At 31.7% G+C, this 19,869-nt stretch carries 27 protein-coding genes; all 27 read left to right on the top strand.

Going from position 1 to position 19,869, the window contains the following annotated elements:
- Nucleotides 1-222, top strand: coding sequence for a hypothetical protein (locus ACYUDJ_RS18885; protein ID WP_076045626.1), 222 nt, complete (start codon nt 1-3; stop codon nt 220-222).
- Nucleotides 223-287: 65 nt separating this feature from the next.
- The gene (locus ACYUDJ_RS18880) at nt 288-1,130 is read left to right on the top strand and encodes a phage head morphogenesis protein (RefSeq protein WP_460289899.1); all 843 of its coding nucleotides are present in this window, start codon (nt 288-290) and stop codon (nt 1,128-1,130) included.
- A gap of 10 nt (nt 1,131-1,140) precedes the next feature.
- Entirely contained in the window at nt 1,141-1,626 is a 486-nt protein-coding gene (locus ACYUDJ_RS18875; RefSeq protein ID WP_460289898.1) for a hypothetical protein, read from the top strand.
- Nucleotides 1,627-1,699: 73 nt separating this feature from the next.
- The gene (locus ACYUDJ_RS18870) at nt 1,700-1,864 is read left to right on the top strand and encodes a hypothetical protein (RefSeq protein ID WP_460289897.1); all 165 of its coding nucleotides are present in this window, start codon (nt 1,700-1,702) and stop codon (nt 1,862-1,864) included.
- A 33-nt stretch (nt 1,865-1,897) separates the two neighbouring features.
- Nucleotides 1,898-3,208, top strand: a complete 1,311-nt coding sequence (locus tag ACYUDJ_RS18865; RefSeq protein WP_460289896.1) for a DUF2213 domain-containing protein — start codon at nt 1,898-1,900, stop codon at nt 3,206-3,208.
- Between the two features lies 1 nt (nt 3,209).
- Nucleotides 3,210-3,740 carry a structural cement protein Gp24 gene (locus ACYUDJ_RS18860; RefSeq protein WP_460289895.1) on the top strand — a complete coding sequence of 177 codons (531 nt, stop codon included), beginning with the start codon at nt 3,210-3,212 and terminating at the stop codon, nt 3,738-3,740.
- 12 nt (nt 3,741-3,752) lie between these two features.
- Nucleotides 3,753-4,784 carry a DUF2184 domain-containing protein gene (locus ACYUDJ_RS18855; RefSeq protein ID WP_460289894.1) on the top strand — a complete coding sequence of 344 codons (1,032 nt, stop codon included), beginning with the start codon at nt 3,753-3,755 and terminating at the stop codon, nt 4,782-4,784.
- Nucleotides 4,785-4,851: 67 nt separating this feature from the next.
- Entirely contained in the window at nt 4,852-5,142 is a 291-nt protein-coding gene (locus ACYUDJ_RS18850; RefSeq protein WP_460289893.1) for a hypothetical protein, read from the top strand.
- Between the two features lie 6 nt (nt 5,143-5,148).
- Nucleotides 5,149-5,610, top strand: coding sequence for a DUF4054 domain-containing protein (locus ACYUDJ_RS18845; protein ID WP_460289892.1), 462 nt, complete (start codon nt 5,149-5,151; stop codon nt 5,608-5,610).
- A 12-nt stretch (nt 5,611-5,622) separates the two neighbouring features.
- Nucleotides 5,623-6,198: a phage virion morphogenesis protein gene (locus tag ACYUDJ_RS18840; RefSeq protein WP_265203831.1), complete on the top strand. Its 576-nt coding sequence runs from the start codon at nt 5,623-5,625 to the stop codon at nt 6,196-6,198.
- Nucleotides 6,198-6,572 (top strand): hypothetical protein, encoded by a 375-nt coding sequence (locus ACYUDJ_RS18835; protein ID WP_265203832.1) that lies wholly within the window; start codon nt 6,198-6,200, stop codon nt 6,570-6,572. Before ACYUDJ_RS18840 ends, ACYUDJ_RS18835 begins: the two co-directional genes overlap by 1 nt.
- A gap of 1 nt (nt 6,573) precedes the next feature.
- On the top strand, nt 6,574-7,128 hold the full coding sequence (locus ACYUDJ_RS18830) for a phage neck terminator protein (RefSeq protein WP_265203833.1): 555 nt from the start codon (nt 6,574-6,576) through the stop codon (nt 7,126-7,128).
- Nucleotides 7,129-7,143: 15 nt separating this feature from the next.
- Nucleotides 7,144-8,247: a DUF3383 domain-containing protein gene (locus ACYUDJ_RS18825; RefSeq protein ID WP_265203834.1), complete on the top strand. Its 1,104-nt coding sequence runs from the start codon at nt 7,144-7,146 to the stop codon at nt 8,245-8,247.
- Between the two features lie 14 nt (nt 8,248-8,261).
- Nucleotides 8,262-8,690 (top strand): DUF3277 family protein, encoded by a 429-nt coding sequence (locus ACYUDJ_RS18820; RefSeq protein WP_265203835.1) that lies wholly within the window; start codon nt 8,262-8,264, stop codon nt 8,688-8,690.
- An 11-nt stretch (nt 8,691-8,701) separates the two neighbouring features.
- Nucleotides 8,702-9,157: a phage tail assembly chaperone gene (locus tag ACYUDJ_RS18815; RefSeq protein WP_265203836.1), complete on the top strand. Its 456-nt coding sequence runs from the start codon at nt 8,702-8,704 to the stop codon at nt 9,155-9,157.
- A 32-nt stretch (nt 9,158-9,189) separates the two neighbouring features.
- Nucleotides 9,190-9,321 carry a DUF6889 family protein gene (locus ACYUDJ_RS18810; RefSeq protein WP_265203837.1) on the top strand — a complete coding sequence of 44 codons (132 nt, stop codon included), beginning with the start codon at nt 9,190-9,192 and terminating at the stop codon, nt 9,319-9,321.
- The gene (locus ACYUDJ_RS18805) at nt 9,322-11,121 is read left to right on the top strand and encodes a hypothetical protein (protein WP_460289891.1); all 1,800 of its coding nucleotides are present in this window, start codon (nt 9,322-9,324) and stop codon (nt 11,119-11,121) included.
- Complete coding sequence (locus tag ACYUDJ_RS18800) at nt 11,122-11,649, top strand: phage baseplate protein (protein WP_163201363.1); 528 nt, start codon at nt 11,122-11,124, stop codon at nt 11,647-11,649.
- A 54-nt stretch (nt 11,650-11,703) separates the two neighbouring features.
- Nucleotides 11,704-12,942, top strand: a complete 1,239-nt coding sequence (locus ACYUDJ_RS18795; protein WP_163201364.1) for a cell wall-binding repeat-containing protein — start codon at nt 11,704-11,706, stop codon at nt 12,940-12,942.
- A gap of 65 nt (nt 12,943-13,007) precedes the next feature.
- Complete coding sequence (locus ACYUDJ_RS18790; protein WP_460289890.1) at nt 13,008-13,334, top strand: phage baseplate plug family protein; 327 nt, start codon at nt 13,008-13,010, stop codon at nt 13,332-13,334.
- The gene (locus tag ACYUDJ_RS18785; protein ID WP_460289930.1) at nt 13,331-15,295 is read left to right on the top strand and encodes a phage protein; all 1,965 of its coding nucleotides are present in this window, start codon (nt 13,331-13,333) and stop codon (nt 15,293-15,295) included. The genes ACYUDJ_RS18790 and ACYUDJ_RS18785 overlap by 4 nt, the downstream gene beginning before the upstream one ends.
- An 11-nt stretch (nt 15,296-15,306) precedes the next feature.
- On the top strand, nt 15,307-15,867 hold the full coding sequence (locus ACYUDJ_RS18780) for a Gp138 family membrane-puncturing spike protein (protein ID WP_265203843.1): 561 nt from the start codon (nt 15,307-15,309) through the stop codon (nt 15,865-15,867).
- A complete protein-coding gene (locus tag ACYUDJ_RS18775) occupies nt 15,857-16,213 on the top strand; it encodes a hypothetical protein (RefSeq protein WP_265203844.1) in 357 nt (118 codons plus the stop codon). The genes ACYUDJ_RS18780 and ACYUDJ_RS18775 overlap by 11 nt, the downstream gene beginning before the upstream one ends.
- Before the next feature lie 16 nt (nt 16,214-16,229).
- Nucleotides 16,230-17,399, top strand: a complete 1,170-nt coding sequence (locus ACYUDJ_RS18770; protein WP_460289889.1) for a baseplate J/gp47 family protein — start codon at nt 16,230-16,232, stop codon at nt 17,397-17,399.
- A gap of 12 nt (nt 17,400-17,411) precedes the next feature.
- Nucleotides 17,412-18,083, top strand: coding sequence for a DUF2612 domain-containing protein (locus ACYUDJ_RS18765; protein ID WP_460289888.1), 672 nt, complete (start codon nt 17,412-17,414; stop codon nt 18,081-18,083).
- Nucleotides 18,070-18,942 carry a hypothetical protein gene (locus tag ACYUDJ_RS18760; protein ID WP_460289887.1) on the top strand — a complete coding sequence of 291 codons (873 nt, stop codon included), beginning with the start codon at nt 18,070-18,072 and terminating at the stop codon, nt 18,940-18,942. Before ACYUDJ_RS18765 ends, ACYUDJ_RS18760 begins: the two co-directional genes overlap by 14 nt.
- Nucleotides 18,943-19,860 (top strand): outer membrane protein assembly factor BamB family protein, encoded by a 918-nt coding sequence (locus ACYUDJ_RS18755; protein WP_460289886.1) that lies wholly within the window; start codon nt 18,943-18,945, stop codon nt 19,858-19,860.
- The last annotated feature ends 9 nt before the right edge of the window (nt 19,861-19,869 follow it).

The raw sequence follows: 19,869 nt of genomic DNA, 5'->3' as shown, positions 1-19,869 counted from the left end.
ATGGAGAAATGGGAATATATGATGGAGACAGTTTTACCTACTTTGCCTGGTAATAGAAACTATTTAGTCAGACGTAAATCAGGAGTAGTAGAAGATTGGACATCTCAAAGGAAAACATGGGAGCAAAACAATGATGCTGTTGGAGCATTTATAGGTTTTGAAGATGATTTTAAGCATATTTCAGAAGAAGAAGCAAATTCTATAATTGCACAATATAATTAATAAGCACTTACTAAGTAGAGATTAGTAGGTGCTTTTATTATGCCTGCATTTAGGGCGGTGTTAAGATGATTAAAAAGAATACAGCTAAAGACTTGTGGAAACCAAAAAGACGCATAGAGGTAATGTATAAAAGAAGGCTTAAACAATTAGTAAAAAAACTGCAAAGAAGATTAAAAGAATTAAAGACAACAGAGGAATTTATAAAAGAATTAAGAAAAGTGGCAAATAGTCCAGAGTTCAAACGGTATGCAGACAGAGAAGCTATGAAAATGGTAACTCAATTATTTACAGATGCAGGGCATACGTGGAGGGAAGCAGCAAAGAAAAATAGTAAAGGTAAAGAAATATATGAAGCATTAAAGAAAGAACTTAAAGGACCTATAGGTGTATCTGTAAAAGAACAGATACAAAGGAATGCATACTTAATTAAGAGTATGCCTTTAAATGTTTCTAAAGATATTACAGAGCATGTGGCTAAGGAAGTTTTTAAAGGTAGAAGAGCAGAGAGTATAGCAGAGGATTTGCAAAAGAAAGTACCATATATGTTAGAATCTAAAGCCAAGTTAATAGCTAGAACAGAAGTAAGTAAAACCTCAACAGCATTAACTGAAGCTAGATGTGAAAACATAGGACTAAATTGGTACATATGGAGGACCTCAGAAGACCAAAGGGTAAGAAACTCTCATTCACATATGGAAGGTGTTTTAATTAATTGGAATAATCCACCTAGTCCAGAAAAGCTTATAAATGAAAGGTTTGTAGGATACTATCACGCAGGTAACATTTATAATTGCAGATGTTATCCAGAGCCGGTAGTAAGTCTTGATTTTATTAAATGGCCATGCAAAGTATATCATAATGGGTCCATTGTAAGAATGACTAGAAAGCAGTTTGAAGAAATAATGTAGGAGGATTTATATGCTTAAAATATTTAATAAGAAAAGAAACAACGACAAGCCAAATGAGGTAAATAATATAACAATAAATGCACCAAATGATATGGGAGTTGATGACGTTAGAAAGGAAATTTCAAAGTTAGGTTTAAGTAAGAATGTTTTAGCATCTTCAGAAAATATACAAAGAATAATAACAAAAATATATATTGAGCTAGAAAATAGAGAAGACTTTGAAACTTATTCATATGACACAGTTGAAGAAATAAATAATAAATTAAATTCTGATGCCGAATTTATAACTATTGGCGATTTAGTTTTGAAACGCAAATCTATAGTAAGTATAGAGAAAGAAAATAATGAATATATAAATTCTGTAGAAACAGAAAAATTATTAGAAGAAATAATAAGAAGGCCCGCGCCTACGAACTATGTATCTAAGAGAAAAGTTAAATGCTATATAGACCAAATATTGAAAGTATATGATTATAATTTTAGAGATATTCAATAAAGATAAGTCTTAGCAATAAGGCTTTTTTATTTTGTCTAAATTAATTTGATATAAGTATAAAGGAGGAGTAACAATGGGAATGCCACAAATAATTCTTATAATATTATCCACTTTAAGTTTAGGAATAGTGATGTCAAGGCATGGACAGCCAAGGGAAGATAAATATAATTTTTTTACAAACTTAATCTCTACGGGAATAGTGATTGGATTATTAATTTGGGGAGGATTTTTTAATTAAATATAATGATTATTTTGAAAGGGGGTGATTTGATTGAGAGCGTTTTATGGATCACGTTTTAGTCCTAATATGACTAGAACACCAGAAGGTTTTTTAATATGTCATAATGTGCCTATTGCTCGTACTGGATGGTATGAGTATTTACCTGAGGAATTAGGAATTGAAGGTAGCCAAAATGAACTGATAAAAGTGTATAGAGATCCAGATGAAGTATTTAGTAAAACAGCTATAGCAAGCTTTGAGGGTAAGCCAGTAACAGATGAGCATCCCCCAGACTTACTAACAGCTGATAATTCTAAAATATTTATAAAAGGTACTACACAAAATGTAAGACAAGATAAAAAAGAATCTGACTTATTAATTGCAGACCTTATTATTTATGATTCAGTTTTAATTGATGAAGTAGACCAAGGTAAACGTGAGGTGAGTTGTGGATATGAATGTGATTACAAAGAGAATGAAGATGGAACATATAGCCAAATAGATATACGAGGCAATCATGTAGCAGTTGTAGAAGCTGGAAGAGCAGGTAATCGTGTATCTATAAAGGATTCTAAAAACAACAAATTGGAAGGAGAGAAGAAAGTGAGTAAAAAAGTAAAAATACCACAAAAAAAGGGACCAGTAACTAATATCCTAACAGCATTAGGATTCAAGCATTATGCCGCAGATGCGGAGCCTGATGAAATATCCAATACTCTAGATCAACTAGTTGAAGAAAGAGGAACAGGAGAAGATGAGGAAATAGAAGAAATTAAAGAAAATAAGGAAGAGAAAACAGAATCTAAAGATGATAATCCAGAGGTAGCTAAACTTACACAGCAAGTATCAGAATTAAGTAATTTAGTTGGACAATTAATAGCTAATCAAAATAAAGAAAAAGCACCAGAAGAAGCTATAGATGAGGTAATTAATAAATTAGAAGCTGGTGAAGAAAATACTGTAGGTGATGAAGAAGAATCTGTTACAGTTCCAGTAGAAGAAATTAATGATGAAGATATTCCAGATGGTGTAGTAATTGACCCTGAGGATAGACCTAAGAATCCAATACCTAATGCAGATAGTAATAAAGCTATGGCTATGGCACTTAAAGCAATGAAGCCTATAATAGCAAACATGAGCAATCCAGCAGAAAAGAAAAAAGCTTGTGATTCTCTTTTAAGTGCATTCAAAAGTGCAAAGAAAACATCTAAGGGTAGTAATGGCTATGCTGATATATTAAAGGCTCAAAGAAAAAATGCAATGGATAGAAAAAGAGTTGAAGATGAAAAGGCTAAAGAAACAGAAGCTATAGGAGAAAATTATAAAAAACAATTTAATCCACATTATAAGGAGGTAAAATAATATGCCAGGTGCAGCAATAGGAATTGAATTAAATTTAGGTTATCCAGGTACAGTATCCAGAAGTGTAGATACTATTATAACAGCAAGAAAATTGCAAAGTAAAATAGAAGGCGATAAAGAGACAGCTTTTCCAGTAGCGTTTGGGGAAGCTGTTATTTTAAATTCAGACAATACTTATAGTAAGTTTGGTGAAGGTAATACAGCAAAAGATTTCGTGGGTATTGCAGTAAGAGAAGTTAAACAAACTATAGATTATTATTCTTCCGCGGGTGCATACCTTCCAAATGGAATTATGGATGTACTCAACAGAGGAAGTATAACAGTTAATTGTAATAATGGTACTCCAACTGCAGGCGGAAAAGTCTATATAAGAATAAAAGAAAACCCAGCAATTCCTGATGGAAAAGTTGGACAATTTGAAGCAATAGCAGACGCAGATAATACTATAGAAATCCCAGATTTAAAATGGGCTACAAATAAGCTAGATAAGAATAGAGTAGCAGAAGTTACAATTCTTACTAGGACAATATAGGAGGTGCAACACATGAATGGATTAACAACAAATATAAATGCTTATAATGGTCAAGTGCATAATGCATTTGGAAGTGTAACTACTACAAGATCAGCTATGGATGCAGCAAGTAATGGAACAGGTATGGCTTTCCTAACAGGAGAATTAGAAAAAAGAGATCCAAAGTTAAATGAGCCATTAACTAGCGTAACCTGGATGAGAGATATAGTAGCTAAAACCGGTGGTGGATGGATAGAAAATACATCTAATCTATTTGTAGATTATGCAACCACAGGTGGTAATAACCTCGGCTTAATCAGAGGACAAACAAACAATATACCAGTAATGCAAGCTAATACAAGCAAAGATGTTTTTAAGACATTTGTTTGGTCTAATATACTAAAGATACCTTTTATAGATCAACAGAAAATGCAATCTATAGGAAGAAGTTTAGATAGTATTCTAGATGATGGTATTAGATTAAACTACAATAAAACCATAGATTATATGACTTATAAAGGTGTAGAGGAAGAGGATGTTTATGGATTAGTAAATAATTCATCAGTTGCGATTACTACTGTAGCTAAGGGGAAATCTGGTAAAACAGATTGGTCTTCTAAAACACCAGATGAAATATTAGATGATATTAATACTGTCTTAACTGAGGCATGGACTAATTCAGAATATGACTTGGGAGGTATGCCAAATCACATTTTAGTTAGTCCGCAACAATATACCTACATTACCACTAGAAAAGTTAGTGAAGCTGGTAATGTATCTATACTAACTTACTTATTAGAAAATAATATAGCTAAAAATCAAGGGGTTGAACTTGTAATTGTTCCTAGTAGATGGTGCGTAGGTGCTGGACTTAACCATACTAACCGTATGGTAGCCTATGTAAATGATGAAAGTAAAGTATTGATTGATATACCAGTACCACTTATGAGAGGAATGACACAACCTAGTGTTGCAGATGTTGCTTATTTAACTGCATATATGGCTAATATAGGACAAGTTAAGTTCTTATATAATCAATGTGTTATATATGCAGATGGTATATAAAAATAATTTAAATTAATAAATTAAAAGCTTTAGTGTATTGCTAAAGCTTTTTGTTGAGGAGGAAAACATGAGAATATATACAAATAAATCATTACTTTTTATAAATGGAGATGAGAGAAAAAAAGTTAAAAATTTTGAAATGACAGATGTACCAGGTTGGGTAAAAGATACACCTTTATTTGAATTAGCTAAATCAGATGGAACATTAACAGTTATAGAAAGTAAAGAACAGCAGGTAGCAGCTGAAAATGGGGATTTAAAGAAGACAGGTAAAAATGGAAACAAAGGAAAAGGTGGTAATGATGAATCAGAAGAAGTTAAGCCAGAAGAAGTTAAAAAAGATGAAAAGAGCAAATAGGTAATTATGAGTAAATTAAATGGATTAATAGGCAGTGCAGGTAATATGAAACCAGGAACTAATCCACCTTTTACTTTAGAAGATTTTAACCAGGTATATCCACAATTTAAAGATACAGTTCCACTAATAGTATTAGAAATGTACTTAGATATGGCAAATAACTGCATTAAGGAAAGTAGATGGCATAAACAGTGGAAATATGGAATGTGCTTGTTTATTGCACATTTTTGCACCTTGTATTTACAAGGAGTTGCAGATGCTAATGGTGGAGTTAAAGGAATACTAGAAGCTGGGAAAGCTCAAGGTCTAGACACTTCTATAAGTGTTGGGGATGTATCTATAAGTACAGATTATAGTATTACCACAACCAACATAGAAGGGTGGAATGGTTGGAGTTTGAGTGCATATGGTCAGCAACTAATATCTATAGGTACATTGCTTGGAAAGGGCGGTATGTATGTTCATTAAAGGCGTGATTATATGTTAAATGGATTTACTAATGTTAGTATAACTAATGATTTAACAAAAGATATAAAGAAATCTTTAGAAGATTTAGCTAAAAAGACTGTTTGTGTGGGTGTTCCAGATAGTACAGAGCATCCAGATGGGAAAATTACTAATGCAGAGCTGCTATACATCCATACACATGGCGTAAGAGATACCACAATGCGAAGGAAAATGCAACATGATTTAGATTCAGGTGTGCCTTATAGTAAGGCACATGAATTATATGTTCATGAAAATGGTTCACCTTTATGGAATGTACCTCCTAGGCCAGTTCTTGAGCCTGCAATGGATAACTCTAAAGAAGTAATAGCAGAACAAATGAAGAAAGCAGTTGAAACTATTTTAGATGGAAGTAATTCAACTCCTGAATTAGAAAAAGTGGGTACATTAGGCCAAAACATAGCTAGAGATTGGTTTACTAACCCAGAAAATAAGTGGCATAAGAATTCAGATGACACTATAAAAAGAAAAAAGAGTGATAAGCCATTAATTGATTCTGGAGAGCTTAGAAAAAGTATCACTTATATAATTAAGGAAGGTGATAGTTAATGATTAATGTATCTAGAGTAATAAATGACCCTAGAGTATCTCAAAGCTTTATTATTTTTAGAAAATCAGGGAAATGGGAAAAAGGAAGATTTGTTCAAAGTGAAGATGAGATTAATATGCAAGGAGTTATAAGCGTAGCAAAGCCTAAGGATATAGGAATGATTCCTGAAGGTGATAGGGTCGGTGGAGAATTAGCAATTTATAGCACACAAAAAATATTTACTACACGTAAAGGTGATACATCAAAACAAAAGGATGCAGGAACTTCGGACGAGCTATTATGGAATGGAGAAAGATATAAAATATATTCTGTAAGTCTTTACAGTGATTATGGATATTACAAAGCTATAGCTATGAGAAAGGCTAGTTGTTAATATGGCAGATCAAGTGTTAAAACTTAAAGAGATAGAGGACTTCTTTTATGATATAACATGTCAGATGTTAGAAATTGATTTAGAAAAAGAAGAAAATCAAAGTAAAGTAAGGATTGCATGGCAAACAGAAGGTGCACCATCCTGGGCTATAGATGAAGATGTAATTTATTTAAGAATAACACCAGTAGATGATAAAATGGCAAGGCAGCAGAACATTAAATTTAATCCAGATGAAGAAAACAAAGCATATGCTAAAAAGCGAACAGGATATACGAGGGTTCATAAGGTTAATTGGACATTGTATGGTCCAAATAGCTACGATAATGCAGATGTAATTAGACATTTAATATTTGATTATGATTATATGAAGAAATTTAAAGAAAAAAATCTTTTTTTAATAACAGATGTACCAATGCCAACACGTTTGCCAGAATATTATAATGGCCAATGGTGGGAAAGGACAGATTTTTCCGCCACTTTCAATGAAGCTGTTATTAGAGAAAATAAAGTACCTTGTATTACTGGTGCAGATATAAGGATTATTCCTAATAGATAAAGGAGGAGATAACAAATGAGTTTACCCTTAAGCGATATAGTGGATGTAGCTGTAAGTTTAGGTCCTGTTAGTGCTGTAAGAACTAATTTTAATTTAGCACTTATAGTTGGAGAATCTACTGTAATAAATCCTAAGGAGAGGGTTAAGACATATAATAAAATGGGTGATATGACAGCAGATGGTTGGAAAGGGACGGAACCTGAATACCTTGCAGCACAATTATATTTTTCTCAAATACCTAAACCAACAAAAGTAGCAATTGGTGTTTGGGATAAAGAGAATGAAAGTGCAGTACAAGCAATGACAGCCTGCAGAGAGGCTAACAGTGAATGGTATATAGGTTATGTCTGCGGGATTGGTAAAAAAGAAATAATAGAAATAGCTAAATATATTGAATCTGCTAGTCCAGAAAGTACCTTTTTCTACACAACAAATGATAGTGAAGTATTAGAAAACAAGCCTGGTAATGTTATAGAAACATTAAAAAAATCAGGGATTCATAGAACATTAGGACAATTTTCAAATACCGAAAATGCTGCAGTAGGAATTGGAGGATATGCTATGGCATCCAATACCCAAACTGCAAATTCTGCATCTACATTAAGAAATAAACCAGTTGTTGGTGTAGAACCTGAAAATTTAACAAGCACACAAATAACAATTTTAAAAAATAATAACTGCAACGTGTACCTTACTAGAGGTGCTGTTTATCATATGTTTGAGAATGGCGTAATGGCAGATGGTACACCATTTGATGAAGTTTTGAATTTAGATATTTTAACAAATAATATACAAGCTGCAGTTTTAAATGGACTGCAAACCTCATCAAAAATCCCACAAACTGATCCTGGAATGGATAATCTTTTAAACCATATTACTGAACCTTTAGAACAATCTAGAAAAATAGGTTTTGTTGCTCCAGGTGTTTGGAAAGCAGCACCAATATTATCTATAGAAACTGGCGACACACTACCTAGAGGATATATGATTCTAGCAGATAGCGTAGATGAACAATCACAAACTGATAGAGAAGCAAGAAAATCACCACCTATTTATATTTTAGTCAAGCTAGCGGGTTCAATAGAATGTGTAGCTATTAGAATATTTGTAAATAGATAGAAAGGAGAGTTTTTATGTATAGTACTTATAGTTTTGAGGATGTTACTTGCTCATTTATACATCCTGGTGTAGGAACTGCATCATCAAGTGGTGCTGGAATGGGGAGCATATCCATTGCTATGGCAGATAATAAAACTGAACATAATAAGGCTTCAGATGGTTATGTAATGATATCAAAAGTACCTGGAAAGAATGGTACATTAGCAGTAACAATGCAACAAACGTCAGAACTTAATAAATATTTGTTACGTTGGTACAATTACGTAGATGTAGCGAACTCATCTGAATTCGCTAAGATGGTTATAACAATAAAATCTGCTAATTTAGGAGATGTAGCCACTTGCACAGGTGTATCACCACAAAAATTAGCAGATAGGTCATATCAAGCACAGGGTCAACAGGTTACATGGAATCTAATGGCTGCTGAAATAACACAAAGTTAGGAGGAACATAAATGGTAGAAACATGTAAAGATATTGAAATAAATGAACGTAAATTTAGATTGAATAAGATGGATGCAAGAACAGGCTCATTTATGTTATTTAAACTAATGAAAATATTAACTCCAATTTTTAAAAATATAAAAGTAGATAATGCTGAAGATATTAGCTTAGATGATATTAATCTTACAGATTTAATGTCATCTATTTTTGATTTACAAGAAGATGAATTTAGATATATACAAGATAATTGTCTCAGGGTTGTAGAAGAAATATTACCTGCAGGACCAGCAAAAGTTCTTGATAAGTATGGAAACTTTGGAATTATGAATATTGAATTAGATACATCATTATTAACGAACTTGACTATTCAATCTCTAGTTTTCAACGTGAAAGGTTTTTTCGACGGAAGCCCCTTGACTTCAATAACGGAGAAATTAACTACATCCCTGCAGAATTTAAAAATGTAGATGCTTATTTATACAGCCCCGTTGTAGCTGGTATGTGGAAACAGCACGAGGTCTGGGATGGGACTTATACATTAGATGATTTACTAGATGCACATGAAATAATGGCAGTAAAAAATGAAAATGAACGTAGAGCAAATGAAGCAGTAGAAAGAGAGGTGATGTAATTGGCGATAGATCTTATAAAGAGTTATCTTATAGGGATAGGATTTGATGTAGATTCTAATTCTGCTAAAAATGCAGAAACATCTATACAGATAACAGAAGAAAAAATTAAAAAGTTTAATGATAATAGTAAGAAAGGTTTTTCAGAAAGTGGTGACGCTATGAAAAGCCTTTTTAATTTATTTGGACAATCTAGTTCTATAGGAAGACTATTTCCAGAGTTACAAAAACCTCTTAATGGATTACTTAAAGATATAAAAGCTGTAAAGAAACTATATAGTGATTTATCCAAAATGGACATTAGTAAAAAAGAAGGTAAGCCTACACCTAAAAATATAAAAAAATATACAGGTAAAGAAAAGAATATACAAGCTTTTAAAGGACATCACATAAAAAAACCTGAAGATAATGTAAAAGATGATGGTGGTATAGATAGTGGATTTAAGAACTTAATAAAAAGTATATCAAAATCAAAGAAAAGTGTATTAGATTTTAAGAAAAGCTCAATAGGTGGGTTAAAAAATGTAGAGACATCAGCTGAATCATTAGCTGCAAATGGAGGTAAATCACTATTAAAATTTTCTTTAAAAGGGGCAACGTGTATAGCTGTTGTTGTTGCTGCAGTTGTTGCAGCAGTAGCAGCAATAAAAAAAATAAGTAATTTTTTAAATGAACTGGGAAAGCAAGATGTACAATATGAAAAATTATCAAGGCAGTTATGGACTACAAAAGAAAATGCTAGAGATATAGATAGTGCTCTTAAAACATTAGGAGTAACTATGCAAGATTTGTGGTTAAGTCCAACTCTTTTAAAACAATTTAATCAATTAAGAAAAGATTCTCAGCAATTAAGACTACCACCAGAATTCAAGGACAATATAAAAGTTATTCAAGGCTTAGGGCTAGAATTTAAGAGGTTAAAACAATTCGGACAACTAGCGTTCCAATGGATAGGACATTATATTTTAAAATATGTTGCTGGACCATTGGCAGAGTTTAAGCAAAAACTAACTAGGTTCAATGATAAGTTTATAAAAATAATTCCTAGTATAGCTAAGGTAATAGGTTCTGCTATAGGTATAATATTAAGAATTTTATTATTAATATTTAGAGTACTAGAGCCCATATTTTCAATAATATCTAAAATAGTTGGCTTTGTAATAGGCTTAATAGAAAAAATACCAGGACCAATAAAGAAAATTTTAAAACTAATAGGAGTGATAGTTGCTTTATTAATGGCAGGACCAGTTGGAGTGATATTGCTAATTATTGCACTTCTAGACGATTTATTTACATTTTTAAGAGGTGGAAAATCAGTTATAGGAAGTGTGTTTGGATTCTTTAAAGAAAAGGGCCTTGATGCTATGAAAAGCATCAAAAGTAAATTTGGAGATTTAAAAGAATCACTTAAAGAAAAAATAAAAGAAAATGGTTGGGACGAGTATTATGATAACGCTATAAAAGTTTTTGAAGGTATAAGAGAAAAAGCAAAAGAAGTATGGGGGGACATCAAGGAATGGTCTAAAGGAGTTTGGGATAAAACTAAAGAATTCTTTACAGGATCAGATGTAAGAGAAAAAGTAGAAGTTTATAACAAAGATATAAAAGGCAGTAAAGCTGTTGCTCCAAATTATACAAATAGCAGTAGTGTAGCTAATAATACAACAACAGCTAACAGCAACAATAAAGTAAGTAACACCAATACTATAAATGTTTACGGAAACAACCCTAATGCCAATGCTAATGCAATAGGTAAAAAATTAACGGGTATAAATACAAGGAATCTGCAGGGGGTGTTTTAGATGGCTGAACAGGTATTAAAGACTTATTTTAATACAGGCGCAGAAAGTCTTATATTTGATGCTATATTTAGCACCCAACATGATACTAGTTTAAACATCACAGAGCATCCAGTTCAAACAGGGGCGGACATAGCAGATCATGCCTATGAGGAAGCTGCAAGGCTAACCTTTGATATAGGCATGAGTGATGTTATGACTAGTATTGTTCCTGGTCAATTCTCGGGTAGTTCTAGATCTGTAAGTGCATATAAAAAGCTTAGAGATTTACAACATAAAAGACTACCTATTACAGTAGTTACGAGGTTAGGCACTTATAACAATATGATGGTTGAGACAATTTCAACTACTGATGATAGTAAAACTACTTATGGATTAAGGGCTACAGTTACATTAAAACAAATATTTGTTGTAAGTGTTACTACTGTTAAAATATCAGAACGGCCGCATAAATCAGAGCAAACAAACGAAGGCGACCAGAAGGTAATTAAAGCTGATAAAAGTTTATTATCGTCACTTTTAGGTAATTAATACTTTATCTTCCTGTAATATTAAGGTATTATGATATTATAGGGGGAATGTGATATGAAGAAAAAAATTTTAGAATTTATTTTTGCTTTTACATTTATAATATTATGTGGATTTAATGCGAAAGCAGAGGGATTACAAGTTACAAGACTAGGTGGACAAGATAGATATGAAACAAATGAAAAAATAGTACAACAAGGATGGCAAAAATCAGATTATGCCATTATAGTTAGTGGACAAGGCTTTGCAGATGCCTTATCAGCATCACCATTAGCAAAAAAATACAATGCACCTATTATTTTATCATGTAATATAGCTATAGACCCAAGATATAGTAATTTATATCCTGGTACAATAAATGAATTAAAAAGATTGGAAGTAAAAAAAGCATTTATAATAGGTGGTACAGGAGTACTAAGTAATGCAGTAGAAAGCAAAATAAAAGATATGGGAATAGACACAGAAAGATTATGTGGAGCAAATAGATATTCAACTTCTATAGCAGTAGCAAATAAAATAGGTACATCAAATGGAATTATACTTACTACAGGTGATAATTATACAGATGCTTTGTCTATAGCACCTATAGCTGGAAAATTACAGATGCCTATAATGCTATCACAAAAAGATACTTTAGATTCTATACAGAAAAAATTTGTGTCTAATAATACTATACCTAAGACTTATATTTTAGGTGGGACAGATATAATTAGTGATAATGTAGCATCTAAATTTTTAAATGTAAAAAGAATAGCAAGAGAACATGATAAATATAGTAGAAATTTAGATATAGTAGATACATTTAAAAATGATATGGATTTTAGTAATACAATCTTAGCTTCTGGAGAAGGTTTTGCAGATGCTCTTAGTGGATCAGCTTTAGCAGCGTTGAATGGGAATCCTATAATTTTAGTGGGAAATGGCTCAAATAGTTATTATATAACAGATTTATTGGCTAATAATAATGCAAAAAATATATTTGCTTTAGGACTACATGGCTCTATAAGTTATGATACCTTGAACAGTATAGTAAATAAAACAAATGCTTTAAATACAGTAAAATCTAAGGTTAAACTTAATTCTAATTTAAGATTTATAGTTATAGGAACTTATAGCTATGATGGAAGTAATTATCATAGAATAAGATTATATCGCTATGATGAAAATTTAAAAGATACAGTTGTAGATTCTTATCAATATGATTTCTTAGTAGATATGCAAACAGGAGATGCTTATAAAATAGATAATGCTACAAATAAAATAAGTCTATTAGATATTACAAGTATAGGAATTTAATATACTAAAAAGAGTTTAGAAATTTTCTAGGCTCTTTTTTATTACAAGAAATAAGGTGATAAAGAGTGACAGTACAAATACCATTAACACCAAGTCCGAATCAAACATTTACAAGCACTATTCCTGTAGATGGAGAAAAACTTAAACTTTTTTTCTTCTTAAGATATAACACAGAACAAAAGTGCTGGGAAATGGATTTAAAAGATTCAGATAACCATGATTTAATTCATTCTCTTCCTTTGGTATGTGGTTTAAACCTCTTAGAGCAATACAGTTATTTAAATATTGGTTCTGCATATATAGTTAAGTTAAATCCTAATTTAATGGAAGATAATCCAAATGAATTTAATTTAGGAAAAGATTTTATATTGGTTTGGGGTGATACAAAATAAGTGTAGAAAAAACTGTATGGTCTTTTTTAAGAGCAAAAGGACTTCCAGAGCAAAGTGTTGCTGCAGTAATGGGTAATATTGAAGCTGAATCGGAATTTAATATTAAACTAATTGAAGAAGGTAGTGGAGAAGGTTTTGGTTTATGCCAGTGGAGTTTTGGACGTAAAACTAAACTTAAAGCATATGGTACCGGCTTAAATCATCAATTGAATTTTATGTGGGCTGAATTATCTGGAAATGTTGGAAATACTGGTGCTTCACTAGAGTGGATTAATAAAAGTGGTTATTTATCACATGATAAATTCATGAAAGGTCAAGGGAGTATAGCTGATCTGACAGCAGCCATGTGTTTCTGTTGGGAAAGGCCTAATGCAGCCTTAGCCCATTTACAAAGAAGACAAAATAAAGCACAAGAATATTTCAATCAATTCAAAGGAAGTTCTGGTGCCAACAGTGCTAATATTGATAATAATTCTGGACAGTCAATAAATATTGAATCAACAAATTATCAGGTTGTCAAAGGCTCACAAAAAGAGGGAGACATATTATTTGGAAGAAGGTATAGAATAACAGTTTCGGATTCCAAAGGTAATGCCTTAGATGTTTCAAAGTTACATTGTACTTTTAATATAAGCAAAACTATAATGATGGAACCTAATACATCAGAAATAGTAATATATAACCTTAATGCCCAAACAGAGAATGCAATCATGATAAATGGGGTTAGGGTAACAATAGAGGCGGGATATGAGGGGACTCAATTCGGTCTTATTTTTGATGGAGATATATTACAGACTATAAGGGAAAAAGAAGATGCAACAACCTATAAGCTAACAATAATCGCTCTTGATTCAGATCGAGCGATTAATTTTGATGTAGCTAATTTTTCTATAATGAGAGGGCAAACTGCAAGAAGTATGGTAGATCATATAGTAAGTAAAGCCCAAAGCCCTGTCAGCTTAGGAAGTATATCAGATAATTTAAAAGGCCAGAAATTAACAAGAGGGAAAGTTTTCTTTGGTAAGTCTTCTGATTATTTAAGACAAATTGCTAAAAGTAATAATCTACAATATTACATGGATAATGGACAATTGAATTTAATAAATCTAAAGGATTTACCTAAAAATGAAATATTTGAATTAAATCCAAAGTCAGGATTAATAAGCACTCCGGAACAAACTGATTTTGGAATATCAGGACAATGTTTATTAAATCCACAAATAAAATTAAATAGTTTAATTCATGTCGATAACAGTTTAGTAAGAGCTAAAAGAATAGATTTAAGTAGTTCTAATTCAGTGCCAGCAATAGGCGGCGAAGGTGGCGGTGCCTCAACTGATACTAGAAACAAAATAATTGCTGAGGCAAAACAAATTTGTGATGATCCTAACGTACAATATAGCCAAGATTACAGGGGGCAAACAGTCGGTGGTATTAAATATTGGGATTGTTCTAGTTTTGTTAAGCATTGTTATAAAGTAGCAGGGTTAGAAGTTAAAGATATAACCTGGAATCAATATGCTGAGGTAAAAAATGAAGGCGGTAAATTTATTTCACAATCAGAAGCAAAACCAGGAGATATGGTTTTCTGGGGCAAAGATAGTGCTTGCCATCATATTGCTCTATATGCGGGTGATGGACATTGTTATGCTGCAAGAGGTAGAGAAGGAAAAGCTCCACAAGATCAAGTTGCTTACCATGCTTTATATGGAAGCCCGGAATTTGGGAGACCTAAATGCTTAATAGATACCGATAATGGTACAATGCCAAGCGCAAATAGTACAGGTAATGAAAGTAGTTCAAGTGATTCTTTACCACCTTTGTTTAGATCCTTAGATAAAGATGGTATATATAGAGTTATAAAACTAGAGTATATAGGAGATACAAGAGGAAACGATTGGTATGTAAAATTTGAGACTATAGACCAATTAGGCGGAGCAATACCTATTGTTTCAAACTAGGGGGTAATTTAATGAGAAATAGAAATTTAAATGAAATTATTGGTTCTGATACTGAAATGTTCAGAAGTATGGGGGATTCATGGAAAAATGTATTAAGGGTTGCATGCCCCGGTATAATACAAAATTTTAATAAAGAAGAGCAAACAGTAACCGTACAATTGGCCTTGAGAGAGAATATAACTAAACCTGATTTTACAAAAGAGTGGATTAACTTACCACTATTATTAGATGTACCTATAGTTATCCCTAGAGCCGGAGATTATTGCCTTACAATGCCAGTAAAACAAGGAGATGAATGTTTAATAATATTTGCAGACATGTGTATAGATGCATGGTTTACTTATGGAAATGTTCAAAATCAAATAGAAAAAAGACGCCATGATTTAAGTGATGGTTTTGCAATACTAGGGACATGGAGCCAACCAAATAAAATAGAAAATTATTCAACAGATACATGTCAATTAAGAACTATAGATGGAACTACATCTATAGACATTAAACCAGGGGAAATTAATATGAATGCATCAAAGGTTAAGGCTAATGGAAAGGATGTGTTAACTTGTGAGATATAGAATGTTGGATGAAAACGGTGATTATTCTTTTGGAAAAGGACAGCAAAATATAACCTATGGTACTTATGCAGTATCTCAAGCAGTAAAGACACGTCTTTTACTGTTTAAAGAAGAGTGGTGGGAAAATAAAGAAGAAGGTTTACCACTTTTTCAGGATATATTGGGTAATTCAGCAAGTATGGATAATAAGATTATTGTTGATAACATAATTAAAGAACGAATATCAAAAACTCAAGGAGTTGTTAGTATAAAAAAGTTTGAAAGTAAAATTGAAAATAGAAACTATTCATTTAGTTGTGTAATAATATCCCAATATGGAGATGTCCTTATTGGAATGAATTATTAAAGAAGGAGGAATTTATATGGCTTATTTTGCTCCTTTTATAGATAAAACAGGTTTTCATATGCCTACTTACATTGATATAAGGGATAGACTTATAGAAGAGAATAGATTAATCTATGGACAAGACATATACCTTGGAGAAGATAGCCAAGATTATCAATGGATTAGTACAGTAGCAGAAAAAATATATGATGCCTTTCAAATAAATCAAGCTGTTTACAATAATAGAGCACCTAATACCGCAATAGGTGTAGGACTAGATAGCATAGTAAAAATAAATGGGATAAAAAGAAAAGCAAAAGATTATAGTAAATGTCCGGTAATTATTAGTGGAGTAAAAAATACTACTATTAAGAATGGAATAGTTACAGACAAAGGTAATATAAAATGGAATTTACCGCCTAGTATAACCATTCCTGAAAGTGGACAAATAGAAGTTATGGCAGTATGTCAAATACCTGGTCCAATAGTGGCAAATCCAGGAGATATAACAGAGATATATAATCCAACATTCGGGTGGAATGGTGTTTATAATGAAGTAAATGCTGAACTTGGTGTCTATGTAGAAGAGGACCCTAAACTAAGGAAAAGACAAGGTCAGAGTACTGCACAAGCAAGTTCGAGTATATTAGAAGGAACTAGAGGTGCAGTAGCTCAAGTTAATAAGGTAAAAAGGTCCAGAGTATACGAAAATGATACTAATCAAATAGATGAATTAGGATTACCAGCGCATTCTATTACTGCAGTAGTTGAAGGTGGAAAAGATGAAGAAATAGCTGAGGCTATTAGAATTCATAAAGGAATTGGATGTTATACAAATGGAGATGTATCTATAAAAATAAAAGGTATTGAGGGGCCACCAATTAGATTTTTTAGGCCAACATATATAGACATAGAAGTAACAATAAACATAAAACCATTGAGCGGATATACTACAGAAACAACAGAATCTATTAAAAAAAATTTACAAACATACTTAAATTCAATGGAGATAGGTTCAAACCTGTCTCTTTCAAGCTTATGGGGAGCAGCATTACAAGCTATGCCAAACTTAATGGACCCTATGTTTTCTATAACTGGTATAACTGCTGCAAGAGTAGGAGAAGAACAGAAAGCAGAGGATATAGAATTGAAATTTAATGAGGTTTGCAGAGGAAACATTAACTATATAACTGCAAATTTAATTTAAGAAGGTGATGTTATGGCTATCGAAAAATATATAGATAATATAACATCTCAACATAGAGATAAACCCAAATTTATAGCATGGCTAAGTAGTAGTTTAACTATCTTAGACCATGCTTATTTAGCTGCTAAAAGTATAGATATAAATTTTGATTTGGATTATGCGATAGGGAAACAATTGGACATATTAGGAACTATAATAGGGAGACAACGAATATTAACTTTTCAGCCCTTAAATGGGCATGATCCAGTACTAGATGATGAAACATATAGACTTGTATTAAAAGCAAAAGTAGCTATGAATATGTGGGATGGAACAATTCCACAGATGTATGAAATTTGGGATAATATTTTTAAAGATATAGGGCTACAGTTGCAAGACAATCAAGATATGAGTTTTAATGCTTATATAACTGGCTATGTAAATCAAATTAGGCAAGACCTAATACAACATGGGTACATAGTACCTAAACCAGAAGGGGTTAGAGTAAATTATATAGGTAAATCTTTAGTAAATTTTAAGCCATACTCAGGCATGATTGTGTCTATGGCTAAATCTGAAACAATTAACATGAGTTATAACCCTAAAGAACTTATAAGTTTTAAACAAAATCCATACTTTATCGTACAAGGAATAACTAAAAGTACAATAGAAATGAAAGGAGTTGAAGAAATTGGCTCTGTTTAAAAATATGGCCATAACTAATCAAGGAATGGCATTATATGCTAAAGCACAAGCTGGCCAAGAAATACATTTCACTAAAATGCAAGTTGGCTCAGGATTAATTGAAACACAAAATCCTGTTACTTTACTAGCATTATTAGACCCTAAACTAGATGTTCCAATAACATCTATAACAGCTAATCCAGAGATGAAAAGTGCAACAATAATAGGTAATATAACTAATAAAGATGTTACAGAAGCTACTTATATTTGTGAATTGGGGCTATTCGCAAAGGATCCCGATGAAGGCGAAATACTATATGGATATGTTTCGGCAGGACAATACGGAGATTACTATGCACCAGAGGCACAAGGACCATATTCATGGCAATACGAAATTAATGCTGCAATAGGTAATGCCGCAAATGTTACAGCTGAAGTTAGTAGGTTAAATTGGGATCATTCAGTAATTAATTCAAATAAAACTTTTTTATATCTAAAAGGTGGAAATCAAAAGGAAATTAACAAAAGCATAGATGATAATTTTGAATCTGTTACTAAACAATTGGCTGAAATTGCGACAGAAGTTGAAAATAATGATAAAGATATTAAATTTTTAAATATAATAAAAAGAAATATATCTATAAAAACTATAGGATGGGTTAAAGATTCCACTCTTGAACTATACAAATATAAAATTCAAGATGCAGATATTACAGAAAATACAATAGTAGATGTAAATATAAAAATTTCAGATTTAGAAAAAGCTAGTAATTTTAAAAGTTCAAATCAAAGTTTTAATGGATATGTTGAGATTTATTCAGATGAAGCACCAAAGGAATCTATAATTTGCGATTTGAAATTAGTAAGGCAGGTGTTATAAATGGCCATAGGGAGAGTTAATGTAGCAGGTTTAAATGTTAAATTGTTTAATAAATCTGCAGAAATATGGAGATTTGACGGAGGAGATCCTAGCCATTCTAATTCTATTGATATAGATATAGATGATAAAGGGTATGTTTATAGTTCTCATTATTTTGATACTATAAGAAAGATAGATCCAAGTGGTAAAGAAATTTGGAGCAAAAAATTAAATTATCTTACGTCAGTTGGTAATTTAGCTGTCGATAATAATGGCTATATTTATTGTAATGTTGGTACTTATTCAATAGGAAAATTGGATTCAAATGGTAATCAAATTTGGGAATTTAGTTTTACAAGTAAAGGTAAAAACCCATATATAGAAGATGTAGCAGTAGATAATAATTATTATGTTTATTGTTCAATAGCTACTGGAGATTTAGTAAAATTAGATCCAAATGGTAAAGAAATTTGGAGTTATAAGCAAAGTATTAGCATTAAAAGTAGGATAACAATAGATAATAACGGGTACGTTTATTTTGTATACTCTAGTAAAGGTGTAGCAAAATTAGATTCAAATGGTAAAGAAATTTGGAATAACAATGAACATTATTCAAATGTAGTAGATGTGGATGATAAGAGTTATGTTTATTTAGGAAGTTCTAATGGAGATGTAATAAAATTAGATCCAAGCGGTAAAGAAATTTGGAATTATAAGCAAAGTGATAAAATTAATAGTATAGCAGTTGATAACAAAGGATGCATTTATTTTACATGTTCTAGTAAAGGTGTAGTAAAATTAGATTCAAATGGTAAAGAAATTTGGACATACGAGGGATATAATCCAGGTGCAATAGTAGTAGATAAAAATTATGTCTATTTAACCGGGGGAAGCAATACAATAAGTAAAATCACAAAAGAATTATATATAAAAAAATAGGGAGGTAAA

The organism is Clostridium sp. CTA-6 (assembly GCF_054768115.1).
Note: the sequence above shows the minus strand (reverse complement) of the source record. Positions and strands in the feature narration are given on the sequence as shown.